Genomic DNA, 23,521 nt, shown 5'->3' on the forward strand with positions numbered 1-23,521 from the left:
TGGTGAATGGTCCCTTAACGTGTTCCTGACAATCGTCCGGACCCGCCTTCACTTTCCGATGCAGAACGACGAGAAGATCCGCCCGAGCACCGCCTCGACGCCGACGGCGCCGACCACGCGGCCAAGCGCATCCCCGGCGCGGCGCAGTTCCTCGGCGCGCAGTTCGGGCGCAATGAAGCCGGCCATCGTCGCCCGGTCGAGACAGGCCACGGCATCCTCGATCGCAGCACGGTGGCGCGCGCGGGTGACCAACGCGTCCTCGCCGCCCTTCAGGCTCTGCGCGGCCGCCGCGCCGATCGCGGCAACGAGATCGCCGATCCCCTCCCCGCTGCTGACGGAGATCCGCCCGGGAACGCCAGCCGCGCCGTCCGCCGATGATCCCTCTACGGGGGACCGAAGCTCATGGCCCGGTTCCAGGTCCGCCTTGGTCCGGATCCGCCAGAGTGATCCCCCGAGCTCCCCCGGTGGCTCCAGCGCCGTTTCGTCCGGCGGGTCGAGCCACACCACGAGATCCGCATCGCGGCCGCGGCTCAGGGCGCGGCGGATGCCTTCGCGCTCGGCCTCGCCCGCCGTCTCCCGCAGGCCGGCCGTATCCGCAACGGTCACGGGGTAGCCGCCGAGATCGAGATGTACCTCGATCACGTCCCGGGTCGTCCCCGCCTCCGCCGTGACTATGGCGACCTCGCGCGAAGCCAGCGCGTTCATCAGGCTCGACTTGCCCGCGTTCGGCGGCCCCATCAGCGCGACCTGGAAGCCGTCCCGCAGCCGCTCACCCCGGCCGGCATCGGCGAGCGCCACCGCGAGCGCCGAGCGCAGCCCTGCCGCCTCGGCGATCGCCTGTTGCTCCGCCACTTCGGCGACATCGGCCTCGTCGGAGAAGTCGAGACTCGCCTCGAGCAGCGCGCGGGCCTCGATCAGGCGGCTGCGCCAGTCTGCGATGCGGGAGGACAGGGCGCCGCCGGCCTGGGCAAGCGCCTGCACGCGCTGGGCCTCGGTTTCGGCGGCAAGGAGATCAGCGAGCCCTTCCACGGCCGCGAGGTCCATCCTGCCCGCGAGGAAGGCGCGGCGGGTGAACTCTCCAGGTTCGGCCGGGCGCGCGAACGCCGCCGGGCCAGAGGCCAGTTCGGCGATGACGGCGGCGACGACGGCGCGGCCGCCGTGGAGATGCAGTTCCGCCATATCCTCGCCGGTCGCCGTGCCCGGCCCCGGTAGCCAGAGCACCAGCGCCCTGTCGAGCGGCGCACCGTCCGAGCGGCGCACAAGACGGCGCAGCACAGCCCGACGGGGCGGCGGCAGGCGCCCCCCGCACAGCGCGGCGAGTGCAGGCCCCGCATTCGGCCCCGACAGCCGGACCACCGCGACCGCCGCCGGCAGGGCGCCGCTGGACAGGGCGACGATGGTGTCGCCGGCGACGGTGTCGCTCGGAAGGGTCTGCATGGCTGATCTCCGGGTGCGCGATCGCGCCTGATCTATGGCATCATCCGCCGTCCGGGAAGGCCGGGCGCTCCGCCGCGACGCGATTTCCGGAACATCTGGCGCGGCGCTTCGTTGCGCAGGGACGCGGAGTGCGGCGCATCGCGCTCAAGGATCGGACGGACGCGCCCTGCCTGTCCAAAGGCTCACCGACGGAGAAGAGCGAGATGACCGAAACCGCCGCAACCCTGCCGCCGCCGGAGAATCTGCTGCGCTTGGAGGTGAGCCCCTATCTGGTCCAGCATGCAGAAAACCCCGTTCACTGGCGGGCCTGGGGACCGCAGGCCTTCGCGGAGGCCGCAGCCCTCGACAGGCCAGTGCTGCTCTCCGTGGGATACGCGGCGTGCCACTGGTGCCACGTCATGGCCCACGAGAGCTTCGAGAATCCCGACATCGCCGCCGTGATGAACCGGCTGTTCGTCAACATCAAGGTCGATCGGGAGGAGCGTCCTGAGATCGACCAGATCTATATGAATGCGCTCCATACCCTGGGCGAGCAGGGCGGCTGGCCGCTGACGATGTTTCTGAAGCCGGACGGGGCGCCGTTCTGGGGCGGAACCTACTTTCCCCCCGAGCCGCGTTATGGCCGGCCCGGTTTTGTCCAGATCCTCGAGGCGGTCTCCGAGGCCTATCGGACGGGCGCAGACGCGGTGCGCATCAACAGCGTCAACCTCGTCGCAGCGCTGTCGGCTCCGCGCAAGGCGACGAGCGTGACGCTCGATGCCGACACCATCGACAGGGCGGCCGCGCAGCTTCTGACGATCACGGACGCGATCAACGGCGGCACCCAGGGCGCGCCGAAATTTCCGCAGGCGCCGCTCCTCGAACTGCACTGGCGCGCCTTCCGGCGCAACGGCGACGAGCGTCACCGGGCGCACGTCATGAAGACGCTCGAGCGGATATCCAACGGCGGCATCTACGACCATATCGGCGGCGGCTTCGCGCGCTATTCGGTCGACTATCGCTGGCTGGTCCCGCACTTCGAAAAGATGCTCTACGACAACGGGCAACTGGTGTCGCTTCTGGTCCAGGCGGCCGCGTCCGGCGGCGACTCCGGTTTTGGGGTGCGAGTCACCGAGACCATCGGCTGGCTGGAACGGGAGATGATGGCCGAAGCCGGCGCGTTCGCTGCCAGCCTGGATGCGGATTCGGAAGGCGAGGAAGGCCGCTTCTATGTCTGGACACCTGTCGAAGTCGCCGAGGTGCTCGGGGCGGAGGCCGCGGGGTTCGAGGCCGCCTACGACATCACCCAGCGGGGCAATTTCGAGGGGCGGTCGATCCCCAACCGCCTCGCCAGTGGTTTTGCGGACGGGGAGGAGGAGACCCGCCTCGCGCCGCTGCGGGCGCGTCTGCTGGGCGCCCGCTCCGCCCGGGTGCCACCCGGCAGGGACGACAAGGTGCTGGCCGACTGGAACGGGCTCGCCATCGCTGCCGTAGCCGAGGCGGGAAGCCTGTTCGCCCGGCCGGAATGGATCACCCTCGCGGCCGGCGCCTACCGCGGGGTGAAGCAGCTTCTCGCCGACGGGCCACGCCTCGGCCACGCTGCGCGCAAGGAACGGCGCACCTTCCCGGGCCTCTCCACCGACCATGCCGCGATGATCCGCGCCGCGTTCGCCCTGCACCTGGCAACGGCGGATCCGTCCTATATCGACGACGCCATCATCTGGGGTGAGGTGCTGGACCGGCATCACCGGCTCGAAAGCGGTGCCTATGCCCTCGCCGCCGACGACGCCGACAGGCTCATCGTCAGGCTTTCGGCGGGCCTCGACGAGGCGACACCGAGCGGCAATGCCCAGGTCGCGGAAGCGCTGACGGCGTTGTGGCTGGCCACCGGCAACGACCTGTATCGCGCGCGGGTCGACCGGCTGTTCGAGACCTTCGCCGGCGAGATCGTCTCCAACATCTTCGGGCATGCCGGCCTGCTGAACGCCCTCGACAGCCGCATCAACGCGGAACAGGCGGTCGTCGTGCTGCCGCCGGGAAGCGCGCCGGGCGCCTTGACCGACGCAATCCGGCGCTCTCCGCGGCCAGGCAGGGTGGTCACGATCGTCGCCGAGGACGGGATAGCCGATGCACATCCGGCTGCCGGCAAGCGTGCGGTGGAAGGCCGCGAGACGGTCTATCTCTGCCGCGGCGCGACCTGCTCGCTGCCGATTCTCACCGTCGAGGCCCTTGTCCAGGCCCTCGGCGGCACCGCTTGAACCGGTCGGAAACCAAACCGGGCAGCGCTGCGATTTCCGTCGTGACCTTGCCGGCCGTTCGATTATGGTTTGGCGGGGATCAGTGCGAAAATCGAGGGTCGAGATGACGGCATTCAGGGAAGCGGCCGAAACGCCGAGTGACGAAAACACCGCCCGGCGACAGACGTGGACGCGCGGCTTCGCGGCGACGGAAACGGCAAAAGCCGGTCTAGCCGCGTCCCTGCTTCTCGCTGCCTGCATCTTCGGCACCGTGGCATCCCCTGCCCTCGCCGACGAGAACACCGTCAACATCCCTCTCGGGCAGGATGCTCAAGCCTCGATCCCCAACCTCATCAATGTCAGCATCGGCGACGGCAAGCCGGCGGCCCTGGTGTTCGATACCGGTTCGTCCGGGATCCGGGTGATGGAGCAGATGGTCGGCCCGAACGTGCGCAAGACCGACCAGAAGATCCGCGGCACCTATGCCAACGGCACCGTGGTGGACGGCTACGTCGCCTACGCCGATATCTCCTTTCCGGATGCCAGCGGCCCGGCACGCACCACCCGGCCAATCGCGATCGAGGTGATCACCCACGTGTCGTGCGGCGCCCCCGCCGCGAACTGCTCCGCGCTTCCGCTCGGATCGGTCGGGTATTTCGGGGCGGACTATCGCGGCGAAGACGGCCTTTCCAATCCGTTCCAGGCGCTCGAAGGCAACCTGTCCTCGGGCTTCGTGGTCGATGCCACGGACAGCCAGAACGCCTTTGTTGCTGTCGGCCTGACGCGCGGCAATGCCGGTTCGTTCGACTTCATGCGCGTCGGAGCCGGCGCCCGCACGACCGTCGACGGATTTCCCACCTGGCAGACCGACGGTATCGAAGCGTGCTACACCCTCGACACCATGGGACCCGCCTGCCAGCCCGTGCTGTTCGGCACGGGATCGCCGGCCATGACGTTCGCCTTGCCGGGATATGAGATCGGCTACTTCACCGATCCGATCGGCGACCTGATGCCCGGTCACACTGTGACCATGCAGATCGGCAATGCAATCAGCCTCTCGCTGGAATCGACCGGCGACCTGCGTACCGACGATATCGTCGTTTCGTCGAGCGGCCCGGTCTCCAATGCCGGGATGCCGTTCTTCCAGCGCTACGCGGTCGCGTTCGATGCCCGCGAAGGTCGGATCGGCTTCCAGGACGCGGATTGAGGCTAGAAAGGGCCGAGGTCGGGGTCCGAAGATGGGCGATGTCCACCCAAGACATTTAGAAGCCCGGCAGCGGCCGTTTCGATTTCCGAGTCTCTTGGATCGGAGACGAGGCGAAATTGCCGCTGGCGAGCTTCCCTATCGCTCCATTTTTCAGCGATATCATTCTGATTTCGCAATTCAGAATTGCAGAAACGAACCCAGAGGCGTCTTGCCGCTTCCCCAATGAAAAAGGCCACGGCAGAGATCCTGCCGTGGCCTTTTTCGTTGAACGGTCCACCCGTTGGCCCTGGGCGCCCCGGCGCGGACGATGTCCGCTCAGGCGCGATCGTTCAGGTGTTCATGGAGTCGAAGAAGTCCTGATTGGTCTTCGTCTGCCGCAGCTTGTCGAGCAGGAACTCGACGGCGTCCACCGTCCCCATCGGATTGAGGATGCGACGGAGCACATAGGTCTTCTTGAGCTGATCGGAGGGAACGAGCAGCTCCTCCTTGCGGGTGCCGGAGCGCTGAATGTCGATCGCCGGGAACACGCGCTTGTCGGAGACCTTGCGGTCCAGAATGATCTCCGAGTTGCCGGTGCCCTTGAACTCTTCGAAGATCACTTCATCCATGCGGCTGCCGGTGTCGATCAGCGCGGTCGCGATAATCGTCAGCGAACCGCCCTCTTCGATATTGCGGGCGGCACCGAAGAAACGCTTGGGGCGCTGCAGCGCGTTGGCGTCGACACCGCCGGTCAGCACCTTGCCGGACGACGGCACCACCGTGTTGTAGGCACGGCCGAGGCGGGTAATGGAATCGAGCAGGATGACGACGTCGCGTCCGTGCTCCACGAGGCGCTTGGCCTTTTCGATCACCATCTCGGCGACCTGGACGTGACGGGTGGCCGGCTCGTCGAAGGTGGAGGAAATCACCTCGCCCTTCACCGAGCGCTGCATGTCCGTCACTTCCTCGGGGCGCTCATCGATCAGCAGAACGATGAGATAGCACTCGGGATGATTGGTCGTGATGGAGTGGGCGATGTTCTGCAGCAGCACCGTCTTGCCGGTGCGCGGCGGGGCCACGATCAGGGCACGCTGGCCTTTGCCGAGCGGTGCGACGAGATCGATGATGCGGGACGACATGTCCTTCTTCGACACGCCCTCCGCCGCTTCCATCTTGAAGCGCTCATCCGGATAGAGGGGCGTCAGGTTATCGAAGTGAACCTTGTGACGGGTCTTCTCGGGGTCTTCGAAATTGATGGTGTTGACCTTGAGAAGAGCGAAGTAGCGTTCGCCCTCCTTCGGGCTTCGGATGACGCCCTCGACCGTGTCGCCAGTTCGCAGCGAGAACCGGCGGATCTGGGAGGGCGAGACATAGATATCATCCGGACCGGGCAGATAGTTCGCATCTGGGGCGCGGAGGAAGCCGAAACCGTCCTGAAGCACCTCGACGACGCCTTCGCCGACGATCTCCACCTCACGGGCGGCAAGCTGCTTCAGTATCGCAAACATCAGCTCCTGCTTGCGCATCGTCGAAGCGTTCTCGACCTCGTGCTCTTCGGCAAACGCCAAAAGTTCGGTCGGAGTCTTCGACTTGAGCTCCTGAAGCTTCATCTCCCGCATGGAAGGGTCCTTGAATGGAATCTCGGCCGGTGGCGTCGGCCCGTAACATTGACGTGTCGTAACGACCTGTCAGAGGAAGGATGGAATGGAGGATTGAGGCGGCTCGGTTTTTAGGACCAGCTTTCAGCCGGGAGCCGGCACCTTGACACCGGCTCGGCGCACACGCGCCCATCCACCTCGAATGAGGTAAACCGATCATAGTCCGTGACGTGTGGCGCCGCAAGAGGCTTCTGGCGCGAGGCTTGGCCGGCACGCGGCCACGATATCCCGGCGTCCGCTCTATGCCTCTGAAGAAGCGGGCTTTTATTCAGCCGCGCGCCCGATCGCTTTTTTCGGACAAAGACACGGCAGCCGCTCATGATGCTGCTGCCGTGCTGACCTGACGGGTGTTCGCCGAGGCGCCCGTCACATCGGCTTGAAGATGACGAGGATCACGATCAGGAGCAGGAGCACCGTCGGAACTTCGTTGATGATGCGGTAGAAGCGGGCGCTGCGGCGGTTTCGATCCGCCGCGAAATCCTTGACGCAGCGGCTGAGGAAGCCGTGGAGCCCGGACAGCACCAGCACCAGCGCCAGCTTGGCGTGCAGCCAGCCGTCGGCGAAGAAGCCGCCCTGCCAGGCGAGCAGCAAGCCGAAAATCCAGGTCGAGATCATCGCCGGATTGCAGATCAGCTTCAGCAGGCGGCGCTCCATCACCTTGAAGGTTTCGGACTGCACCGAGCCGCGCTCCGCGGCGACATGGTAGACCATCAGCCGCGGCAGATAGAACATTGCCGCCATCCAGGCGACCACCGAAACGATGTGCAGCGTCTTCGCCCAGAGATAAAGATCGGTCATCACCATCCACTCCAAGGAATAGCCTGCGGCTGTCCAGCCGCGATCCGGACCGTCACGACCCAGTCAGGCCCGCCGAACGCGGGCGAGCATCCGCTCGACGTGCTCGATCGGGGTCTCCGGCAGGATGCCATGGCCGAGATTGAACACGAACGGCCCGCCCGAGAATGCCGACAGGATCGCCTCGACGCCCTCGTCCAGGGCCCGGCCGCCCGCGACGAGGCGCAGCGGATCGAGATTTCCCTGAATGGTCGCCACGGCCTGCAACGCCCTGCCCCGCTCGAGCGACACCGACCAGTCTAGCCCGACGGCATCGACGCCGGTTTGCTGCACGAACCCCTCGAGCCGCGTGCCGGCGCCGCGCGGAAAGCCGATGATGCGGGCGCCGGGAACCGCGGACCGCACGCGCTGCACGATCTCCCGCATCGGCTCGGTCGTCCAGCGCGCGAAGCCGTCGGTGTCGAGCGGCCCGGCCCAGCTGTCGAAAACCTGCACCGCGTCCGCGCCGGCCGCGAACTGCGCGACGAGATGGGACGAGACCGCCTCGACGAGAACGTCGATCAGGCGGCGGAAGCCGTCGGGGTCACGATAGGCGGCGAGCCGGGCGAACGCCTGATCCGGCGAGCCACGCCCCGCCACCATATAGGTCGCCAGCGTCCAGGGAGCCCCGGCAAAGCCGATCAGGGCCGTCTCCGGGGGGAGATCCGCCCTCACCCGCGAAATCGCTTCGTAGACCGGTTCAAGGTGCCCGGCGACGCGACCGAGATCGAGACCGCCGACGGCATCGAGCGGCAGCGGATCGAGCCGAGGTCCCTCGCCCTCCATGAAGGCGACCGGCTGGCCGAGACCATCGGGAATGACGAGGATGTCGGAAAAGATGATGGCCGCATCGAAGCCGAACCGGCGGATCGGCTGCAACGTGGCCTCTGTGGCGAGATCCGGCCGGTAGCAGAAATCGAGGAACGATCGGGCCTCGCTGCGGATCGCCCGGTATTCCGGGAGATAGCGCCCGGCCTGCCGCATCATCCAGACGGGGGGAATGTCCGTCCTTTCGCCGGCGAGCGCCGCCATGAAGCGGGAGGAAGCCGCTCGCGATGCGACCTTCTCCTGGCCCCTTTCCGGTTCCCCGGCTTTTCCACCCGTCTCCATAAAGAGAGAATCCTTGAATCAAGGGATTGTTGATTCTGTTTGGAGGTGGATTACCGGGATTATCGATCATCCACAATCGGACGCGGCGTCACGGGCTTTTCCACGGCGCAGGCGGAGATCCGGGCTTTTCGTGGAGCAGCCTTTGGAAATCCGGATTATGGTTCCTTTTCAAGGTGTTGCCATATTCCTTAACAAAAGGTTAAACAGGCATTGCCGTGGATGACGTGTGGATCGTCCGGGACCGCGCAAATCGTCCACGGAGTTCGGGGGGCGTGGACGGATCCGTCCGTCGGCAGCTGATCTGTTGATTGATCGGGACGGAATTGCATGATGAACGGCCGATCCGTTTCGCCGGCCGGTACCGTCCACACATCTTAACAGGGCTGGGGACAACGCGCGGGGCCGGCCTGCCGAAGCCGGCGGTTTCCGTGAGGTCGCAGGCCGGAAAGGCGCAGACAGGGTGCCGACGTTCTTTCATCTCCATCTCGTGTCGGATTCGACGGGCGAGACGCTTTCCACCGTCGCCCGCGCGGCCATCGTCCGTTACGACGACGTGGAGGCGATCGAGCACGTCCATCCGCTGATCCGCTCCGACCGCCAGCTCGACAAAGTGCTTTCGGCCATCGAACAGGCGCCGGGAATGGTGCTGTTCACCCTCGTGAACGAGAAGATGGCCGAGCGCGTCGAACGGTTCTGCCAGGAACTCGGGCTTCCTTCCGCCAACGTGCTCGACCCTGTCGTGCGGCTGATGCAGTCCTATCTGAACCTGCCGGTCGCCCCGCGTGTTGGCGGGCAGCACCAGCTCGACACCGACTATTTCCGCCGCATCGACGCGCTGAACTACGTGCTGATGCACGACGACGGCGTGCTGCCGGATGACATCGAGCAGGCCGAGGTGATCCTCGTCGGCGTCAGCCGCACCTCCAAGACGCCGACTTGCATCTATCTCGCCAACCGCGGTGTGAAGGCGATCAACATTCCGATCGTGCCGGGCGTGCCGCTGCCGCGGCGGTTGTTCGAGGCTGAAAACCCATTGGTCGTCGCCCTCGTGGCCAGCCCCGAGCGCATCGCCCAGATCCGCGAGCACCGCCTGCTGACGCTCAACGCCAAGCCCGACAATGCGGCCTATGTCGACCGCCGCGCCATCGCGGAGGAGATCGCGCTGACCCGGCGCATCTGCGCGGAACACCGCTGGCCCATCATCGACGTCACGCGTCGCTCGATCGAGGAAACGGCCGCCGCCATCATGGCGCTCGCCAAGCAGCGCCGGGAACAGTTGCGCGAGCAGGGCATCGGCTGAGGGCCGGGATTTTCCGTCCCATCGGCGGCGGGGATGGTCTATGACGGCGCGGATGTCGTGCGTCATTCGCCGGAGGTGTCGTTCGTGACCATGCCCATCGTGCTCGCGTCCCGCAGTGCGGCGCGGATCCGCATGCTGGCGGAAGCCGGCATTTCCGTTCTCGCAGTGCCCGCCGATCTCGACGAGCGGGCCGTCGAGCAGCCGATGGCCGCGGCCGGCGCCCGTCCCGACGAGATCGCGCTCGCCCTCGCCGCGAAGAAGGCCGACGCGGTCGCTGTGCTTCACCCCGATGCGATCGTGATCGGCTGCGACCAGACCCTCGACCTCGACGGGGTGAAGTTCGACAAGGCACCGAGCCCGCAGGCCGCAGCCGCACAATTGAGGGAACTGCGCGGGCGCACCCACGTGCTGCACTCGGCGGTCTGCGTCATCGAGCCAGGTTCCGCTGCGTACCCCGCGTGGAGCCATGTCTCGGCCGCGCGCCTCACCATGCGACCGTTCAGCGATACCTTTCTCGACGCCTATGTCGCTGCCGAGGGCGAGGCGCTGACCGGAACCGTCGGCGCCTATCGCCTGGAAGGCCGCGGCGTGCAACTGTTCTCGGCCGTCGACGGCGACTTCTTCACCGTCCTCGGCTTGCCGCTGCTCGCATTGGCCGAACGCCTGAGGACCATCGGAGTGCTGCCGTCATGAGCGACGATCAGCACGGCATCGCTGCCGCCACGCCCGTCGCCGGCCCCCGCGCGGCCGTGATCGGATGGCCAGTGTCCCATTCCCGGTCTCCTCTCATTCACGGGCACTGGCTCCAGCGCTACGGCCTGCCGGGAAGCTACGGCCGGCTGGCGCTGGAACCGGAGCGGGCGGATGCGTTCTTCGCCGACTTCGCCGCCTCCGGACTTTCCGGTGCGAACGTCACCGTGCCTCACAAGGAGGCAGCAGCCCGCGCCTGTGCCGAGCTCGATCCGATGGCGGCGACGCTCGGCGCGGCCAATACGCTGTGGCTGGAGGACGGCCGGCTCCACGGCGCCAACACCGACATCGTCGGCTTCCTCGCCAATCTCGACCAGGAGGCGTCTGGCTGGGACCGCAATCCCGGGCCGGCGGTGGTGATCGGGGCGGGCGGCGCGGCGCGCGCGGTGGTGCACGGGCTCGCGAGCCGGGGCTTCGCGCCGGTCCACGTCGTCAACCGCACGCTGGAGCGGGCTGAGGCAGTCGCCACCCTCGCCCGCGCGCCGGGTGGCACCATCGTCGGCCGTGCCCACGGCTTTGCCGAGCTGCCGGGCCTGCTGCGCACTGCGGGGGTCATCGTCAACACGACCTCGCTCGGCATGGCCGGCTCGCCGCCGCTCGACATCGACCTCGCTCCGGTACCGGAAGGCACGCTCGTCACCGATATCGTCTATGTCCCGCTCGAAACGCCGTTCCTCGCCGCCGCTCGGCGGCGCGGACTGCCGACGGTCGACGGCCTCGGGATGTTGCTGCACCAGGCCGTTCCCGGCTTCGAGCGCTGGTTCGGCCGCAGGCCGGCCGTGGATGCGGACTTGCGGGCGGTCGTCCTCGAAACTCTCCCGCCGGAAGCGTTCGTGAAGGCGGAGGAGACGGCACACCGATGATCGTTCTCGGCCTCACGGGCTCGGTCGGCATGGGAAAATCCACCACGGCGGCACTGTTCCGTGCCGCGGGTGCCGCCGTTCACGATGCCGACAGGTCGGTGCACGCCCTCTATCGCGGCCGCGCCGTGCCGCTGATCGAGGCCGCTTTTCCCGATGCCGTCGCGGACGGCGCGGTGGATAGGGCGAGGCTCGGCGCGATCGTCCTCGGGGACGATGCGGCGATGAAGCGGCTCGAAGCCATCGTCCACCCGCTGGTCCGCGAGGAGGAAGCGGCGTTTCTCGCCGGCGCTTCCGCCGCCGGCCGGCGCGTTGCCGTGCTCGATGTGCCGTTGCTGCTGGAGACCGGCCGTGGCCGTGCCGTCGATGCGGTGGTGGTGGTGACGGCGGATCCGGCCGTTCAGCGCGCACGGGTTCTCGCGCGCCCCGGTATGGATGAAGCCCGCTTCGCCGCGATCCTCGCCCGCCAGATGCCGGACGCCGAGAAGCGTCGTCGCGCGCACTTCCTGATCGATACCGGCCATGGCATGGCCTTTGCCGAGCGCGCGGTGGCGGCGATCCTGCGCGCGGTGGCGCCGATCCGGACAAGATGCGGGGGATAAGCGTCCGGCGGCGCCGATTTGCCTTTCCGCACCGGTGACGGCCCGTCAGGAAGGAAGAGCCGCGCCACGGCGCGCAACGATGGAGGCAGGACGATGCGGGAAATCGTGTTCGACACCGAGACCACCGGCCTGAGGGCCCGCGGCGGCGATCGCCTAGTGGAAATCGGCGGCGTCGAGCTGATAAACGGCATCCAGTCCGGCCGCTCGTATCACGTCTACATCAATCCGGAACGGTCCATGCCGCCGGAGGCCTTCGCGGTCCACGGTCTGTCCGAGGACTTTCTGCGCGACAAGCCGCGCTTCGCCGAAATCGTGGACGAGTTTCTCGCCTTCATCGACGGCGGGGTGCTGGTGATCCACAACGCCGAGTTCGACATGGGCTTCATCAACATGGAGCTTGGCCGGCTCGGCCGCGAGGCGGTGCCGATGAGCCGCGTCATCGACACGCTGCAGATCGCCCGCCGCAAGCACCCGGCCGGACCCAACACCCTCGACGCGCTTTGCGCCCGCTACAAGATCGACAACTCGATGCGCACGCGCCATGGCGCGCTGCTTGATGCCGAATTGCTGTCGGAAGTCTATGTGGAACTGATGGGTGGCCGGCAGGCGGCCCTGGGCCTCGCCGACGATACGGCCGGAACCAGCACCCGCCGCGGCTTCACGCCGGCGGGCGGCGTGGCACGGGCGCGCCCTCGCCCGGAACCGCTGCCCTCGTTCGTCACGAGCGAGGAACGCGCGGCGCATCAGGCGTTCGTCGCCCTCATGGGCGAGAAGGCATTGTGGAATCTGTGGCCGGATGAACAGGATGCGGCCCTGCGGACGGCGTCGTCCGCAGGGACCTGACGAGACACCGCGCCCGCACCCAGGAGCGGTCGGGCGCGGGCTTTCCTCAGTTCGGCTGCAGGCCGGCAGCGGCGGCCTGGGCGCGCTGGATGTTCTGCTGGTAGAGCGCGGCGAAATCGATCGGGTCGAGCAGCAGCGGCGGGAAGCCGCCGTCGCGGGTCGCGTCGGCAACGATCTGGCGCGCGAACGGGAACAGCAGGCGCGGGCACTCGATCATCACCAGAGGCTGGATGTGCTCCTGCGGCACGTTCTGGATCCGGAAGATGCCGGCATAGGTGATTTCCGTGTGGAACAGGAGGTCTGCCTCCGCACCGGCATTGGCCTCGATGGTCAGCGTCACCTCGACGTCGGCCGGCGTGAGCGGCTTGGCGTTGACGTTCACCGAGACGTTGATCTGCGGGCTCGCCTGACGCGGCTGCAGCGACATCGGCGCATGAGGATTCTCGAACGAGAAATCCTTCAGGTACTGGCCGAGGACGTTGATCGAGGGAGCTGCTGCCGCGCCGGCATGGGCCGTGGCGCCGTTGTCTGTGTTGCTCATCGTGCCTTCGTGCTGGGTTTGGTGTTGTTAAGCCGCGATCCCGCGGCGGTGTCCCGCGGCGTTGAGGCGGGAGTTGCCCGGGGATCTTTCTTTGAGACGGTCTGGCTATGTGGGTCGAGCGCCGCTCGGAAGGCCGGCCGAGGAGACACGGAACCCGTCGTCCCCGCATTCCGGATGGTACCGCCGCGATGCCGGTGGCCGGGACGGCATATCCATCTCCCGGCCGGAATCGTTGACGCCGTTCCTTCCCTTCCGGACGGTGTGCTTCAGGCGGCCCAGCCGGTCCGAAAACGCCGGAGCCGTCGCGCGGGCCGCGGGAGATCCGCGCTTTCCGCTGCATTTTCGGCCCGATGCTCTACCACGCTCCGCGCGCGCTTCACAAGGCGCGCGGCGACGCTCAGGGCCGGCCGTCCGGTGGCGGGATGACCCAGGGCGACGCACCCTTGCCTGGCTCCCCGCCGTCGTGTCCGTCGCGGCGGCGGAACGCATCGGCATCGAGGTCGACCACCGGACCGGGGCCGCCGGGCGCACGGGTCTCGACGGTCACGATCTCGATGCGGCGGCGGATCGCCGACCAGACGAAGTCTCGGACCGGAGGCAGGAACAGCGCGAGGCCCACGACGTCGCTGACAAAGCCGGGGATGATGAGCAGCACGCCCGCCAGCACGATCATCGCGCCGTGCACCATCGCCTCGCCCGGCACGCGGCCGGAATCGAGTTCCGCCTGCATCCGTCGCAGCATGCCGAAACCCTGGCGCCGCATCAGTGTCGTTCCGGCGATCATCGACAGCAGCACGAGGCCGATGGTCGCCGTCACCCCGATGGCACGGCCGACGAGGATGAAGACGGCGATCTCGACAAGGGGCAGGCCGATAAGCCCGGCGACGATCAGGCCACCGAGGCCGAAGGTTGCCCTGGGCCGTCCCTGGCCGGGAATGCGGTTGGTGTCGAATGGAGCCATGCGGCCGTCGTTCCGGATCTTTTTCATGCTGCCGTCGCCGTTCGTCGAGATGAACGGAGCCGGTCGCGAACCTATGGAGGCGCGGATGCGCGATTCATGCCAATATAGGACGATGATCGGGGTTCGGGAGGTTCATCTCGCTGAACGCCCTATTTCGGGCACTAAGGCAACGGACTTGTATCGGACCCTTTATGCTGCTTGAAGGTGGCTTACATAGAGGGAAGCAGGCCTGCAGATACGGACGCCGGCAAGCTCTGGTGGGGCCCAGGGTGGCTGTTGCGGGCCGAAGGGTACCAAAGAATGGCTTGGGCAATCGCGGTTGCATGTTCGCGGGCGCCATCGGGATTTACGAAAGTGTCGCGCGGCGGTTCAGTCCGCGACACAAGGCAGTGGGTCGAAGATCCGCATTCTTCCGATAAGGAGCTTCGGAGGGTCGGGCGAACGGTCGGGTGTGATGGGCGAATTCTTCGACATCTATAATATTATCTTCATCGTCCTCGCGGTGGTCGTGTTCCTGCGCCTGCGCAGCGTGCTCGGGCGGCGCACCGGCAACGAGGGCCGGCCGTTCGATCCCTTCGCCCGTCGCGGTGGGCAGGCGGGCAGCGGGAATGCGGACGCCGGACCCGCGCAGCCGCCGTCTCGCGACAATGTGACCGCGCTGCCCACGGCGCGCCTCCCGGCCGCCAACGACACGCCGGACCAGGCCGCCGAGGAGACGCTGAAGCGCTTCGCCCCGGAAGGCTCCAAGCTGCACGACGGGCTCAAGGCCCTGCTCGCCGCCGATCCCTCCTTTTCGCCCGAGCGCTTTGTCGCCGGCGCGCGCGTCGCCTACGAAATGATCGTCACCGCGTTCGCCGGCGGCGACCGCAAGGCGCTGCGTCCGCTGCTGTCGAAGGAGGTGTTCGAGGGCTTCTCTGGCGCCATCGCCGAGCGCGAGGCGCGTGGCGAGACGGTGGAATCAACCTTCGTCGGCATTTCCAAGGCCGAAATCGTCGCCATTGCCATGCGCGGGGTGACGGCGCAGGTCGTCGTTCACATCGAAAGCCAGTTGGTTTCGCTGACCCGCGCCAAGGATGGGACGGTGGTTGAGGGCGACCCCAACAAGGTGACCGACGTGGTCGACCGCTGGACCTTTGCCCGCGACACCGACCAGCGGGATCCCAACTGGAAGCTGGTCGCCACTGAATCGGTGGAATGATGCTACCTGCCCCGCCGCGGAGCATGGGGGGACGAGCGTTCGCACGGGCGCCCTCCGGCCTGCGTGGGGTCAGGTTGGCCGTTGTGCTGTCTTACGCCGCCTTCGTTTCCGGAATGGCGCTCGCACAACCCGCCGCCGCCGACGATGGCGGCGCACACGGCAGGTTTCGCCCGGCGGCTCTGGACGGCTGGAGCCATGATCGCCAGTCCGAAGCCTTCAAGGCCTTCCTGCGCTCTTGCACCGCCATGGAAGAGATGCCACCGGCGCCGGGCGGCCTTGGGCTGGTTGATCCTGCGGCGTTGGCCGCGGTCTGTCGTGCGGCTTCCGCCTTGCCGCGCGACCTCGGCGATGCCGCGGCGCGACGCTTCTTCGAACGGCATTTCGAAGCCGTCGCGCTCGGTCCGCGCGACGCCGGATTCCTCACCGGCTATTTCGAGCCCGAGATCGAAGGCTCGCGCCATCCCACGGCCCGCTTCGGCGTTCCGCTTTATGGCCTGCCGCCGGATCTCGTCTCGCTGGATGGAACCAACCGGCCCCCGGGTCTCGATATCGCGCTCACGGCGGCCCGCCGGGCCCCGGACGGCGAGGTGTCGCCCTATCCCGATCGTGCCGCGATCATGGCGGGCGCGCTTGCCGGCCGCGGCCTGGAGCTCGCCTATGTCGCGAGCCCGGTGGAGGCCTTCTTCGCCCAGGTGCAGGGTTCGGTGCGCATCCGTCTTCCGGACGGCGAGGTGCTGCGCCTCGGCTATGCCGGCCGGAACGGCTATCCCTACACTGCGATCGGCCGCATCCTGCTGGCGCGCGGGGCGATCTCGCGTGACGAAATGACGGCGGACCGGTTGAAGGCCTGGCTGGAAAGCCACCCCGCGGAGGCACCGGCGATCCTGGCGGCCAACCGGTCGTTCGTGTTCTTCCGGGTGATCGAGGGCATGGAGCCCGGCCTCGGCCCGCTCGGCACACTCGAGGTGCCGCTGACGCCGGGCCGCAGCCTCGCCGTCGACGCTTCGCTCCATACACTCGGGATGCCGGTGTGGATCGATGCCCATACGCCTTCGACCCCCGTGAACGGCATTCCGGGCCTCGGCGAGGTGCACCGCCTCGTCGTTGCTCAGGACACCGGCTCCGCAATCAAGGGGCCGGAGCGCGGAGACCTCTATATCGGTTCGGGCGAGGCGGCCGGGGTGATTGCCGGCCGGCTGCGCCATGCCATGACCATGACGCTGTTGATTCCGAGGGTCTCGACCGCCCATCCCGCCGCGCCGCCGCGTTCCGACCGCAGCCCGATTCCGGCGATGGACGTCAGCGTGGAGACGCAGCGGTGAGCGGCCGGGGCAGGCGACGGGGACTGACGGAGGAGGACCGCGCGCTATGGGAGCGTCTGGCCGCGACCGTCGAGCCGCTGCCGCAGAAGCGCGGCCGTCACGCTCGGCAACGCGACGCCGCTGTCGCGCCGGACGCGGCGGGGGAAGCCGAGGCGTCGCCGCCGCGTGCGTTGCCATCCACCGCGCCGCCGGGCCCGGTTGCGGCAGGAAAGCCCCTGGTCTCGCGCCCGAAGCCGCCGCCGATGGTGCCGCTGGAGCGCCGCGCGGTGCGGCGGCTCAAGAGCGGCCGCAGCGACGTCGAGGACCGACTCGATCTCCACGGCATGACCCAGGAGGCGGCCAAGGCGCGCCTGATGGCCTTTCTCGCCCGGGCGCAGGCCGGCGGTCTCAAGACCGTTCTCGTGATCACCGGCAAGGGCGGCGGCTCCGTCGTGCCGCTCGATTTCGCCGAGCCGGAGCGCGGCATCCTGCGCCGCATGGTGCCGCTCTGGCTCGCCATGCCCGCCGCCCGCGCGCTTGTGGTGGGTTACAGCGAGGCGACGATCTCTCACGGCGGTTCGGGTGCTCTTTACGTCACGATCCGCCGGCCCCGCCCATGAGTTGCAGATCTGAACCGCCGGCGTCAGCGGTGCCCGCCTCAGGCCATTTCTCCTGGCTCCTCACGGACGTGGCCGCCTTCGGGCGCCTGCCGAGGCCTCGGCCGCTCCACCGGCACGCCGCGCCAACTTCGACGTGAGCGAACCTGGCTCGTTCGGACCGAACTGATCCGTCCGGAACAGGCGTCATCGCGGTGAGAGGGCAGAAACGAGAAAGGCGCCCGCGGTGTACGCGGACGCCTTCCGTAGTGACATTTCGATGTTCGACGTCTCTGAACGCTTGAAGGGCAACCCTTGCAAAGGCGAGGCAGCCGCAGCAGCGCGTTCTTAGGCGGCCTCGTCCTGCTCGGAGACTTCCTCGAGGTCGGCATCCTCGTCGACGGCTTCGTCCGCGGCCTTCGCGGTGCCGCGGCGCGGGCTCTTGGCGAGCTGCGCCTCGATGCGCTGCACAGCCTCGGTCTCCGAGATATGAGCCACGACGGCGATCTCGCGCGCCATCCGGTCGAGGGCGGCTTCATAAAGCTGCCGCTCCGAATAGGACTGCTCGGGCTGGTTCTCGGCGCGGTACAGATCGCGCACGACCTCGGCGATCGAAATCAGGTCGCCGGAATTGATCTTGGCTTCGTATTCCTGGGCCCGGCGGCTCCACATGGTGCGCTTCACGCGCGCACGACCGCGCACGGTGCCGAGCGCCTTTTCCACCGTGGCCTCGTCCGACAGCTTGCGCATGCCGACGGAAGCGATCTTCGCCGTCGGCACCCGAAGCGTCATCTTGTCCTTCTCGAAGGTGATGACGACGAGTTCCAGCTTGTGGCCCGCGACTTCGCGTTCCTCGATCGCCACGATCTGCCCCACGCCGTGCGCCGGATAGACGATGTGCTCGCTCGCCTTGAAACCGTGCTTGGAAGGGGCCTTCTTTGCCGTGGTGGTGGCCATTCGAATCCTGCTCCTGCGCCGTTGGCGCCCGAGACACCGCGTGCTATGCGGTTGCCCGATGCGTATCCGCCTGGACGAAGTCACGCGCAGAATAAAGTCCGGACATCGCAATTCGCTGCGATCCGGTCGCTGCCACGCTTCGTGCCGCCTCGTAGGATCCTGCGCTCCGCCGAAAAAGTCCGCTCACGACCAAGACGTCCGAACAAAGACGCCTGCGTTATTCCACCATGAAAGGAGGAGATGAGGCCGGATTGGGCAAGGAGGTAACAGGTGCTCTCCGATGGTTCTGGAAATATAGCACAATCTGTGCAAATCACAAAGCCTTCCCGGCCGCAAAGGCTTCCGGGACTGGCATTTTTCGCCTAAGCATGGCCGGTATGCCGATTCGCCGCATCTCCTCAGATGCGCGACGGCGTCTCCCCGGCGCTCATCGGATGCGGGTGTTTCAGTCGCCCTCGCCGGGCTCCGGAGACAGCAGCGCCAGCTTGTCGGGCTTGCCGTCCCATTCCTTCGCATCGGGCAGGGCGTCGCGCTTCGTCGTCAGGTTCGGCCACATCGCAGCGTAATCGCGATTGAGCGCCAGCCAGCTTTCGAGGCCCGACTCCGTATCCGGCTTGATCGCCTCGGCCGGGCATTCCGGTTCGCACACGCCGCAATCGATGCACTCGTCGGGATGAATGACGAGCATGTTCTCGCCTTCATAGAAGCAGTCGACGGGACAAACCTCGACGCAATCGGTGTACTTGCACTTGATGCAGTTTTCCGTGACGACGTACGGCATCTCGAAGTCCTTGTGCGGAACGCCGCGGAGCCGGTGCCGGCCTTCGCCCCGCTGCAGCTTTCCGCTCGGCCGGCGTCCCGGCATCTGGTCGTGGCGCCGGCGTCCCGGCTGCGAGCGATCCCGTCGCCCGGCTTCGGCGACGTCGGCGATGCCGCGCCCGCGGTAACGTGAATTTGGGAGCGCGGGGCTTGTCGCGGGAGCGGACTAACGCGGAAACGAGGGCCGCGCAAGCCATCCGCGTGTCTCATCAGGCTCTCCGGCCCGGATCACGTTTCCCCAAAAACGCGCGAAAAGGCGCAGGATCGGAATATCCTCCTCATTAATCGGCCTAGAGAGACGAGGATCTCGCGTCGGCCAGATTGGAAGGAATAAAATTCCGGATGCACCAAAGCGCGGCCCAATGAAAATGTTCACGGCTTGTTCTTGCCAGCTTAGTCACGCTCCCATATGGTCCGGGGACGGGAAACTTCAAGGCGGCCGGGAGGGGCGGGCATGGTGAGCCATGTTGCGACGGTTGCGTTTCAGGGCATCGAGGCCGTTCCGGTGGACGTTCAGGTCCAGATCGGACCGGGCGCCGTCGCGTTCACCGTCGTCGGCCTGCCGGACAAGGCGGTCGGTGAAAGCCGCGAGCGGGTTCGCGCCGCCCTGATCGCGTCGGGCCTGTCGCTCCCTGCCAAGCGCATCGTGGTCAATCTCGCCCCGGCCGACCTGCCGAAGGAGGGAAGCCATTACGACCTCCCGATCGCGCTCGGGCTGATGGCGGCGATGGGCGCCATTCCGGCGGCGGCGCTTGAAGACTGGATCGTGCTCGGCGAACTCGCGCTCGACGGCACCATTGCCCCCGTGGCCGGGGCACTGCCGGCTGCGATGGGCGCCCATGCCCTCGGCAAGGGCCTGATCTGTCCGGCCCGGTCGGGCCCGGAGGCCGCGTGGGCGGGCGAGGCGGTACCGGTGCTCGCGCCGACGAGCCTGATCGGCATCGTCAACCATTTCCGCGGAACGCAATTGCTGTCACGGCCGCAGCCGCGCATCCGCGACGCAGGCCCGGCCCTGCCGGACCTCAAGGACGTCAAGGGGCAGGAGACGGCGAAGCGCGCGCTCGAGATCGCGGCGGCCGGCGGCCATCATCTGCTGTTCGTCGGCCCGCCGGGGTCCGGCAAGTCGATGCTGGCGGCGCGGCTGCCGTCGATCCTGCCGCCGCTTTCCCCGCGCGAGCTTCTGGAAGTGTCGATGATCCACTCCGTCGCCGGCCAGCTCGCCGACGGCCGTCTGTCGGATCGCCGGCCATTCCGCGCGCCGCATCACTCGGCGTCCATGGCCGCCCTTGTCGGCGGCGGCCTGCGGGCGCGGCCGGGCGAAGTCTCGCTTGCCCATAACGGTGTGCTGTTCCTGGACGAACTGCCGGAATTCCAGCCCCAGGTGCTCGATGCGCTGCGGCAGCCGCTCGAAAGCGCCGAGGCGGTGATCGCGCGGGCCAACCACCGCGTTTCCTATCCGGCGCGGGTGCAGATGGTGGCGGCGATGAACCCCTGCCGCTGCGGCATGGCAGGGGAACCGGGCCACACCTGTCGCCGGGGCGCGCGCTGCGCGGCGGACTATCAGGCGCGGGTTTCGGGACCGCTGCTCGACCGCATCGATCTCAGGGTTGAAGTCAGTGCCGTCAGTGCCGCGGACCTTGCCTTGCCATCGCCGAGCGAGGGCTCGGCGGAGGTGGCGGCCCGCGTGGCCGCCGCGCGCGGCCGCCAGGCGGCGCGGTTCGCGGCCATGGGCCTCGACATCCGCGTCAACGCGGCCTGCAGCCCGGGGCTGGTGGAGGACATCGCCCGGCCCGATGCGGCGGGACAGGCGCTGCTGACGGCGGCGGCCGAGACGATGCGGCTGTCCGCGCGCGGCTATCACCGCGTGCTGAAGGTCGCGCGCACGCTCGCCGACCTCGACGGCTCGGAAGCCGTGGGGCGTCTCCATCTCGCCGAAGCGCTGGCGTTCCGGCGGCTGTCGTCGAGCTTCGCGGAGGCGGCGTAGAGCGATCCCGAGGGGAAGGTCGGCGGGGGCTGGGCTTGAAGCTGGAGCCGGGTTCCGGGAGCGATGTCCCGGTCGACCAGATCGGCCCGTCCGATCGCTGTCCGCTCCGCGGCGCGCCGGCCCCGCCCGGTGGGATCAGAGGCGGCGGAAGGTCAGGTAGGCCGGCGGCCGGCCTTCGCGGATCGCCTTCGCCTCGTAGCGTGTGCCGGGCCAGCCCGCCCAGGGCTTGCGCCAGTCATCCGCGGTCTCTGCGGACCAGGCGAATGCGGGATGGGCGTGCACATGGTTGAGCGCCCAATCAACATAGGTGTCGATGTCGCTTGCAAAACGCAGCTCGGCGCCCGGCTTCATCACCCGCGCCAGCCGGTCGAGCCGGTCGGCCGAGACGAAGCGGCGCTTCCAGTGCCGCTTCTTAGGCCAGGGATCGGGATAGAGCAGGTAGACACGCGAAAGGCTTGCGTCGGGCAGCCAGTCGATGACTTCGACGGCATCGCGATCGTGAAGGCGGATCGTGTCGATGCCGTCCCGCTCGATCGAGGCGAGGGCCTTGGCCATGCCGTTGACGAACGGCTCGCAGCCGATGAAGCCGACGGCGGGGTTTGAGCGGGCCTGGTGCATCAGGTGCTCGCCGCCGCCGAAGCCGATCTCCATCCAGACCTCGTCGACGGGCCGCGGGAACAGCGCGCGGAGATCGTCCGGCGCCGGCACGGCGGTGTCGACCGCCAGCCGGGGCAGCAGCGTCCCGGTGAGATCGGCCTGATGCTCGCGCAGGGGACGGCCCTGGCGCCGGCCGAAGAACGCGGATCGGCGCGGTTGTTCGTCGGTCATGTCGAAAGTGCCGTCCCTATGGTTTCGGTCACGCCGGCCAGCCGTTCGCCCGCAGGCCGGAGATGATGCGGCTTCTCGTCGGCAAACCCGACAGGAGCGGATGAGCCGATCTGCCCAACGGCCTGAAAGCGTCCGGCGCGTCTTCTAACCGCGAGGCTGCGCCGCAGCGGAAGCAGTGTCTGCGAATGCACCTGAAACAGCAACGGCGCAGCCTCAGCCGCGCCGTGCCCCGGATTTGTCCGTACCGAGCTTAGGACCACCAGCGAGCAGTCGGCAACGCGAAGTCGCCGCTCCCGCCGGGGCGCAACCGCGCCGGAGCGTCAGGCGACCGCCTTGGCCAGCACGTCGGCGAGGTCGGTCTTCTCCCAGGAGAAACCGCCGTCCGCTTCCGGCGCGCGGCCGAAATGGCCGTAGGAGGAGGTGCGGGCGTAGATCGGCCGGTTCAGGCCGAGATGCTGGCGGATGCCGCGCGGGGTCAGGTCCATCACCTCGCGGGCGGCCTTCTCGATCGAGGCCTCGGCGACCTTGCCGGTGCCGTGCAGGTCGACATAGACCGCCAGGGGCTCGGAGACGCCGATCGCGTAGGCGATCTGCATGGTGCAGCGGTCGGCAAGGCCGGCGGCCACCACGTTCTTGGCGAGGTAGCGCGCGGCATAGGCCGCGGACCGGTCCACCTTGGTGGGGTCCTTGCCCGAGAACGCACCGCCGCCGTGGGGCGCCGCGCCACCGTAGGTGTCGACGATGATCTTGCGGCCGGTCAGGCCGCAGTCGCCATCCGGGCCGCCGATCACGAACTTGCCGGTCGGGTTGACGTGCCAGATGGTGTCCTTGCTCACCCAGCCTTCCGGCAGGTCGGCGGTGATGTACGGCGCGACGATGTCGAACACGTCGGACGACGACAGGTTCGGATCGACGTGCTGGGTCGAGAGCACGATCTGCGTCGCGCGCACCGGCATGCCGTTCTCGTAGGCGAGCGTGACCTGGCTCTTCGCGTCGGGGCCGAGCGCCGGCTCCTTGCCGGACTTGCGGACCTCCGCCAGCGTCTTCAAGATTTTGTGGGCATAGTAGATCGGGGCCGGCATCAGGTCCGGCGTCTCGCGGCAGGCATAGCCGAACATGATGCCCTGGTCGCCGGCGCCTTCGTCCTTGTTGCCGGCGGCATCGACGCCCTGGGCGATATCGGCCGACTGGGCATGGAGGTGGACGGCGACGTCCGCGTTCCGCCAGTGGAAGCCTTCCTGCTCGTAGCCGATATCGCGGATCGCGAGGCGCGTCAGGTGGGTCAGGTAGTCGTTCGTGATGGTCTCGGGGCCGCGGACCTCGCCGGCGATGACGACGCGGTTGGTGGTAGCCAGGGTCTCACAGGCGACGCGCGCTTCCGGCATCACCGACAGGTACGCATCGACGATGGTGTCGGAGATGCGGTCGCAGACCTTGTCGGGATGGCCTTCCGAAACGGATTCGCTGGTGAACAGGTAGCTCGAACGGGACACTGGCTTCGCAGCTCCATCTAGGAAAAGGGCGTGGACGCCGAACCAAC

Annotated in this window: 21 protein-coding genes; 11 read left to right on the forward strand and 10 right to left on the reverse strand. The window is 67.8% G+C overall.

The window, feature by feature from the left end; all coding sequences use genetic code 11:
• Window positions 1-48: 48 nt before the first annotated feature.
• Window positions 49-1,437, reverse strand: coding sequence for a tRNA uridine-5-carboxymethylaminomethyl(34) synthesis GTPase MnmE (gene mnmE / locus BUF17_RS09585; protein WP_073627931.1), 1,389 nt, complete (start codon window positions 1,435-1,437; stop codon window positions 49-51).
• Between the two features lie 203 nt (window positions 1,438-1,640).
• Between mnmE and BUF17_RS09590 the strand changes: the two genes are divergently transcribed.
• Both BUF17_RS09590 and BUF17_RS09595 read left to right on the forward strand, forming a co-directional pair.
• A complete protein-coding gene (locus tag BUF17_RS09590) occupies window positions 1,641-3,674 on the forward strand; it encodes a thioredoxin domain-containing protein (RefSeq protein WP_073628312.1) in 2,034 nt (677 codons plus the stop codon).
• Between the two features lie 103 nt (window positions 3,675-3,777).
• On the forward strand, window positions 3,778-4,860 hold the full coding sequence (locus BUF17_RS09595) for a hypothetical protein (protein WP_073627948.1): 1,083 nt from the start codon (window positions 3,778-3,780) through the stop codon (window positions 4,858-4,860).
• 329 nt (window positions 4,861-5,189) lie between these two features.
• Here the strand turns inward: BUF17_RS09595 and rho are convergent, their stop codons facing one another.
• The 3 genes from rho to hemE all read right to left on the reverse strand — a co-directional run bounded on the left by rho (window position 5,190) and on the right by hemE (window position 8,363).
• A complete protein-coding gene (rho, locus tag BUF17_RS09600) occupies window positions 5,190-6,458 on the reverse strand; it encodes a transcription termination factor Rho (protein WP_073627950.1) in 1,269 nt (422 codons plus the stop codon).
• Between the two features lie 405 nt (window positions 6,459-6,863).
• Window positions 6,864-7,301, reverse strand: a complete 438-nt coding sequence (gene hemJ, locus BUF17_RS09605; protein ID WP_073627952.1) for a protoporphyrinogen oxidase HemJ — start codon at window positions 7,299-7,301, stop codon at window positions 6,864-6,866.
• Between the two features lie 57 nt (window positions 7,302-7,358).
• Window positions 7,359-8,363, reverse strand: coding sequence for a uroporphyrinogen decarboxylase (hemE, locus tag BUF17_RS09610; RefSeq protein WP_073627954.1), 1,005 nt, complete (start codon window positions 8,361-8,363; stop codon window positions 7,359-7,361).
• Window positions 8,364-8,901: 538 nt separating this feature from the next.
• On the opposite strand from hemE, the gene BUF17_RS09615 reads away from it, so the two are divergent.
• The 5 genes from BUF17_RS09615 to dnaQ all read left to right on the forward strand — a co-directional run bounded on the left by BUF17_RS09615 (window position 8,902) and on the right by dnaQ (window position 12,796).
• On the forward strand, window positions 8,902-9,741 hold the full coding sequence (locus BUF17_RS09615; protein ID WP_073627956.1) for a pyruvate, water dikinase regulatory protein: 840 nt from the start codon (window positions 8,902-8,904) through the stop codon (window positions 9,739-9,741).
• Between the two features lie 33 nt (window positions 9,742-9,774).
• Window positions 9,775-10,434: a Maf family protein gene (locus BUF17_RS09620; protein ID WP_244530828.1), complete on the forward strand. Its 660-nt coding sequence runs from the start codon at window positions 9,775-9,777 to the stop codon at window positions 10,432-10,434.
• Complete coding sequence (locus tag BUF17_RS09625; RefSeq protein WP_073627958.1) at window positions 10,431-11,354, forward strand: shikimate dehydrogenase; 924 nt, start codon at window positions 10,431-10,433, stop codon at window positions 11,352-11,354. The genes BUF17_RS09620 and BUF17_RS09625 overlap by 4 nt, the downstream gene beginning before the upstream one ends.
• Complete coding sequence (gene coaE / locus BUF17_RS09630; RefSeq protein WP_073627960.1) at window positions 11,351-11,953, forward strand: dephospho-CoA kinase; 603 nt, start codon at window positions 11,351-11,353, stop codon at window positions 11,951-11,953. The genes BUF17_RS09625 and coaE overlap by 4 nt, the downstream gene beginning before the upstream one ends.
• 93 nt (window positions 11,954-12,046) lie before the next feature.
• Complete coding sequence (dnaQ, locus tag BUF17_RS09635) at window positions 12,047-12,796, forward strand: DNA polymerase III subunit epsilon (RefSeq protein ID WP_073627962.1); 750 nt, start codon at window positions 12,047-12,049, stop codon at window positions 12,794-12,796.
• Window positions 12,797-12,842: 46 nt separating this feature from the next.
• On the opposite strand, the gene secB is transcribed toward dnaQ, so the two are convergent.
• On the reverse strand, window positions 12,843-13,337 hold the full coding sequence (gene secB / locus BUF17_RS09640; protein WP_073627964.1) for a protein-export chaperone SecB: 495 nt from the start codon (window positions 13,335-13,337) through the stop codon (window positions 12,843-12,845).
• Window positions 13,338-13,734: 397 nt separating this feature from the next.
• Window positions 13,735-14,298: an FxsA family protein gene (locus BUF17_RS09645; protein WP_084564430.1), complete on the reverse strand. Its 564-nt coding sequence runs from the start codon at window positions 14,296-14,298 to the stop codon at window positions 13,735-13,737.
• A gap of 454 nt (window positions 14,299-14,752) precedes the next feature.
• On the opposite strand from BUF17_RS09645, the gene BUF17_RS09650 reads away from it, so the two are divergent.
• The 3 genes from BUF17_RS09650 (at window position 14,753) to BUF17_RS09660 (ending at window position 17,417) form a co-directional block, all read left to right on the forward strand.
• Window positions 14,753-15,496 (forward strand): Tim44/TimA family putative adaptor protein, encoded by a 744-nt coding sequence (locus BUF17_RS09650; protein ID WP_073627968.1) that lies wholly within the window; start codon window positions 14,753-14,755, stop codon window positions 15,494-15,496.
• 83 nt (window positions 15,497-15,579) lie between these two features.
• Complete coding sequence (mltA, locus tag BUF17_RS09655) at window positions 15,580-16,818, forward strand: murein transglycosylase A (RefSeq protein ID WP_210215421.1); 1,239 nt, start codon at window positions 15,580-15,582, stop codon at window positions 16,816-16,818.
• A complete protein-coding gene (locus tag BUF17_RS09660; RefSeq protein ID WP_073627970.1) occupies window positions 16,815-17,417 on the forward strand; it encodes a Smr/MutS family protein in 603 nt (200 codons plus the stop codon). The genes mltA and BUF17_RS09660 overlap by 4 nt, the downstream gene beginning before the upstream one ends.
• 324 nt (window positions 17,418-17,741) lie before the next feature.
• Here the strand turns inward: BUF17_RS09660 and BUF17_RS09665 are convergent, their stop codons facing one another.
• Together BUF17_RS09665 and fdxA are read right to left on the reverse strand one after the other, a co-directional pair.
• Window positions 17,742-18,350, reverse strand: a complete 609-nt coding sequence (locus BUF17_RS09665; RefSeq protein WP_073627972.1) for a CarD family transcriptional regulator — start codon at window positions 18,348-18,350, stop codon at window positions 17,742-17,744.
• A 445-nt stretch (window positions 18,351-18,795) separates the two neighbouring features.
• Window positions 18,796-19,131, reverse strand: coding sequence for a ferredoxin FdxA (gene fdxA / locus BUF17_RS09670; RefSeq protein WP_073628318.1), 336 nt, complete (start codon window positions 19,129-19,131; stop codon window positions 18,796-18,798).
• A gap of 492 nt (window positions 19,132-19,623) precedes the next feature.
• Here fdxA and BUF17_RS09675 point away from each other — a divergent pair, with 492 nt between their 5' ends.
• Window positions 19,624-21,153, forward strand: a complete 1,530-nt coding sequence (locus tag BUF17_RS09675; protein ID WP_073627974.1) for a YifB family Mg chelatase-like AAA ATPase — start codon at window positions 19,624-19,626, stop codon at window positions 21,151-21,153.
• Window positions 21,154-21,288: 135 nt separating this feature from the next.
• On the opposite strand, the gene trmB is transcribed toward BUF17_RS09675, so the two are convergent.
• Both trmB and metK read right to left on the reverse strand, forming a co-directional pair.
• A complete protein-coding gene (trmB, locus tag BUF17_RS09680; protein ID WP_073627976.1) occupies window positions 21,289-21,981 on the reverse strand; it encodes a tRNA (guanine(46)-N(7))-methyltransferase TrmB in 693 nt (230 codons plus the stop codon).
• A gap of 320 nt (window positions 21,982-22,301) precedes the next feature.
• Window positions 22,302-23,474 (reverse strand): methionine adenosyltransferase, encoded by a 1,173-nt coding sequence (gene metK / locus BUF17_RS09685; RefSeq protein WP_073627978.1) that lies wholly within the window; start codon window positions 23,472-23,474, stop codon window positions 22,302-22,304.
• Window positions 23,475-23,521 lie beyond the last annotated feature (47 nt).

The organism is Pseudoxanthobacter soli DSM 19599, assembly GCF_900148505.1.
GTDB classification, from domain to species: domain Bacteria; phylum Pseudomonadota; class Alphaproteobacteria; order Rhizobiales; family Segnochrobactraceae; genus Pseudoxanthobacter; species Pseudoxanthobacter soli.

What these genes read in the sequence shown, in the direction of transcription:
- hemE (WP_073627954.1), bottom strand. Translation starts at nt 8,363, where the DNA reads ATGGCGGCGCTCGCCGGCGAAAGGACGGACATTCCCCCCGTCTGGATG.
- coaE (WP_073627960.1), top strand. Translation starts at nt 11,351, where the DNA reads ATGATCGTTCTCGGCCTCACGGGCTCGGTCGGCATGGGAAAATCCACC.
- secB (WP_073627964.1), bottom strand. Translation starts at nt 13,337, where the DNA reads ATGAGCAACACAGACAACGGCGCCACGGCCCATGCCGGCGCGGCAGCA.
- fdxA (WP_073628318.1), bottom strand. Translation starts at nt 19,131, where the DNA reads ATGCCGTACGTCGTCACGGAAAACTGCATCAAGTGCAAGTACACCGAT.
- BUF17_RS09675 (WP_073627974.1), top strand. Translation starts at nt 19,624, where the DNA reads ATGGTGAGCCATGTTGCGACGGTTGCGTTTCAGGGCATCGAGGCCGTT.
- BUF17_RS09590 (WP_073628312.1), top strand. Translation starts at nt 1,641, where the DNA reads ATGACCGAAACCGCCGCAACCCTGCCGCCGCCGGAGAATCTGCTGCGC.
- BUF17_RS09665 (WP_073627972.1), bottom strand. Translation starts at nt 18,350, where the DNA reads ATGGCCACCACCACGGCAAAGAAGGCCCCTTCCAAGCACGGTTTCAAG.
- rho (WP_073627950.1), bottom strand. Translation starts at nt 6,458, where the DNA reads ATGCGGGAGATGAAGCTTCAGGAGCTCAAGTCGAAGACTCCGACCGAA.
- trmB (WP_073627976.1), bottom strand. Translation starts at nt 21,981, where the DNA reads ATGACCGACGAACAACCGCGCCGATCCGCGTTCTTCGGCCGGCGCCAG.
- BUF17_RS09650 (WP_073627968.1), top strand. Translation starts at nt 14,753, where the DNA reads ATGGGCGAATTCTTCGACATCTATAATATTATCTTCATCGTCCTCGCG.
- BUF17_RS09595 (WP_073627948.1), top strand. Translation starts at nt 3,778, where the DNA reads ATGACGGCATTCAGGGAAGCGGCCGAAACGCCGAGTGACGAAAACACC.
- BUF17_RS09645 (WP_084564430.1), bottom strand. Translation starts at nt 14,298, where the DNA reads ATGGCTCCATTCGACACCAACCGCATTCCCGGCCAGGGACGGCCCAGG.
- hemJ (WP_073627952.1), bottom strand. Translation starts at nt 7,301, where the DNA reads ATGGTGATGACCGATCTTTATCTCTGGGCGAAGACGCTGCACATCGTT.
- BUF17_RS09625 (WP_073627958.1), top strand. Translation starts at nt 10,431, where the DNA reads ATGAGCGACGATCAGCACGGCATCGCTGCCGCCACGCCCGTCGCCGGC.
- dnaQ (WP_073627962.1), top strand. Translation starts at nt 12,047, where the DNA reads ATGCGGGAAATCGTGTTCGACACCGAGACCACCGGCCTGAGGGCCCGC.
- BUF17_RS09620 (WP_244530828.1), top strand. Translation starts at nt 9,775, where the DNA reads ATGGTCTATGACGGCGCGGATGTCGTGCGTCATTCGCCGGAGGTGTCG.
- mnmE (WP_073627931.1), bottom strand. Translation starts at nt 1,437, where the DNA reads ATGCAGACCCTTCCGAGCGACACCGTCGCCGGCGACACCATCGTCGCC.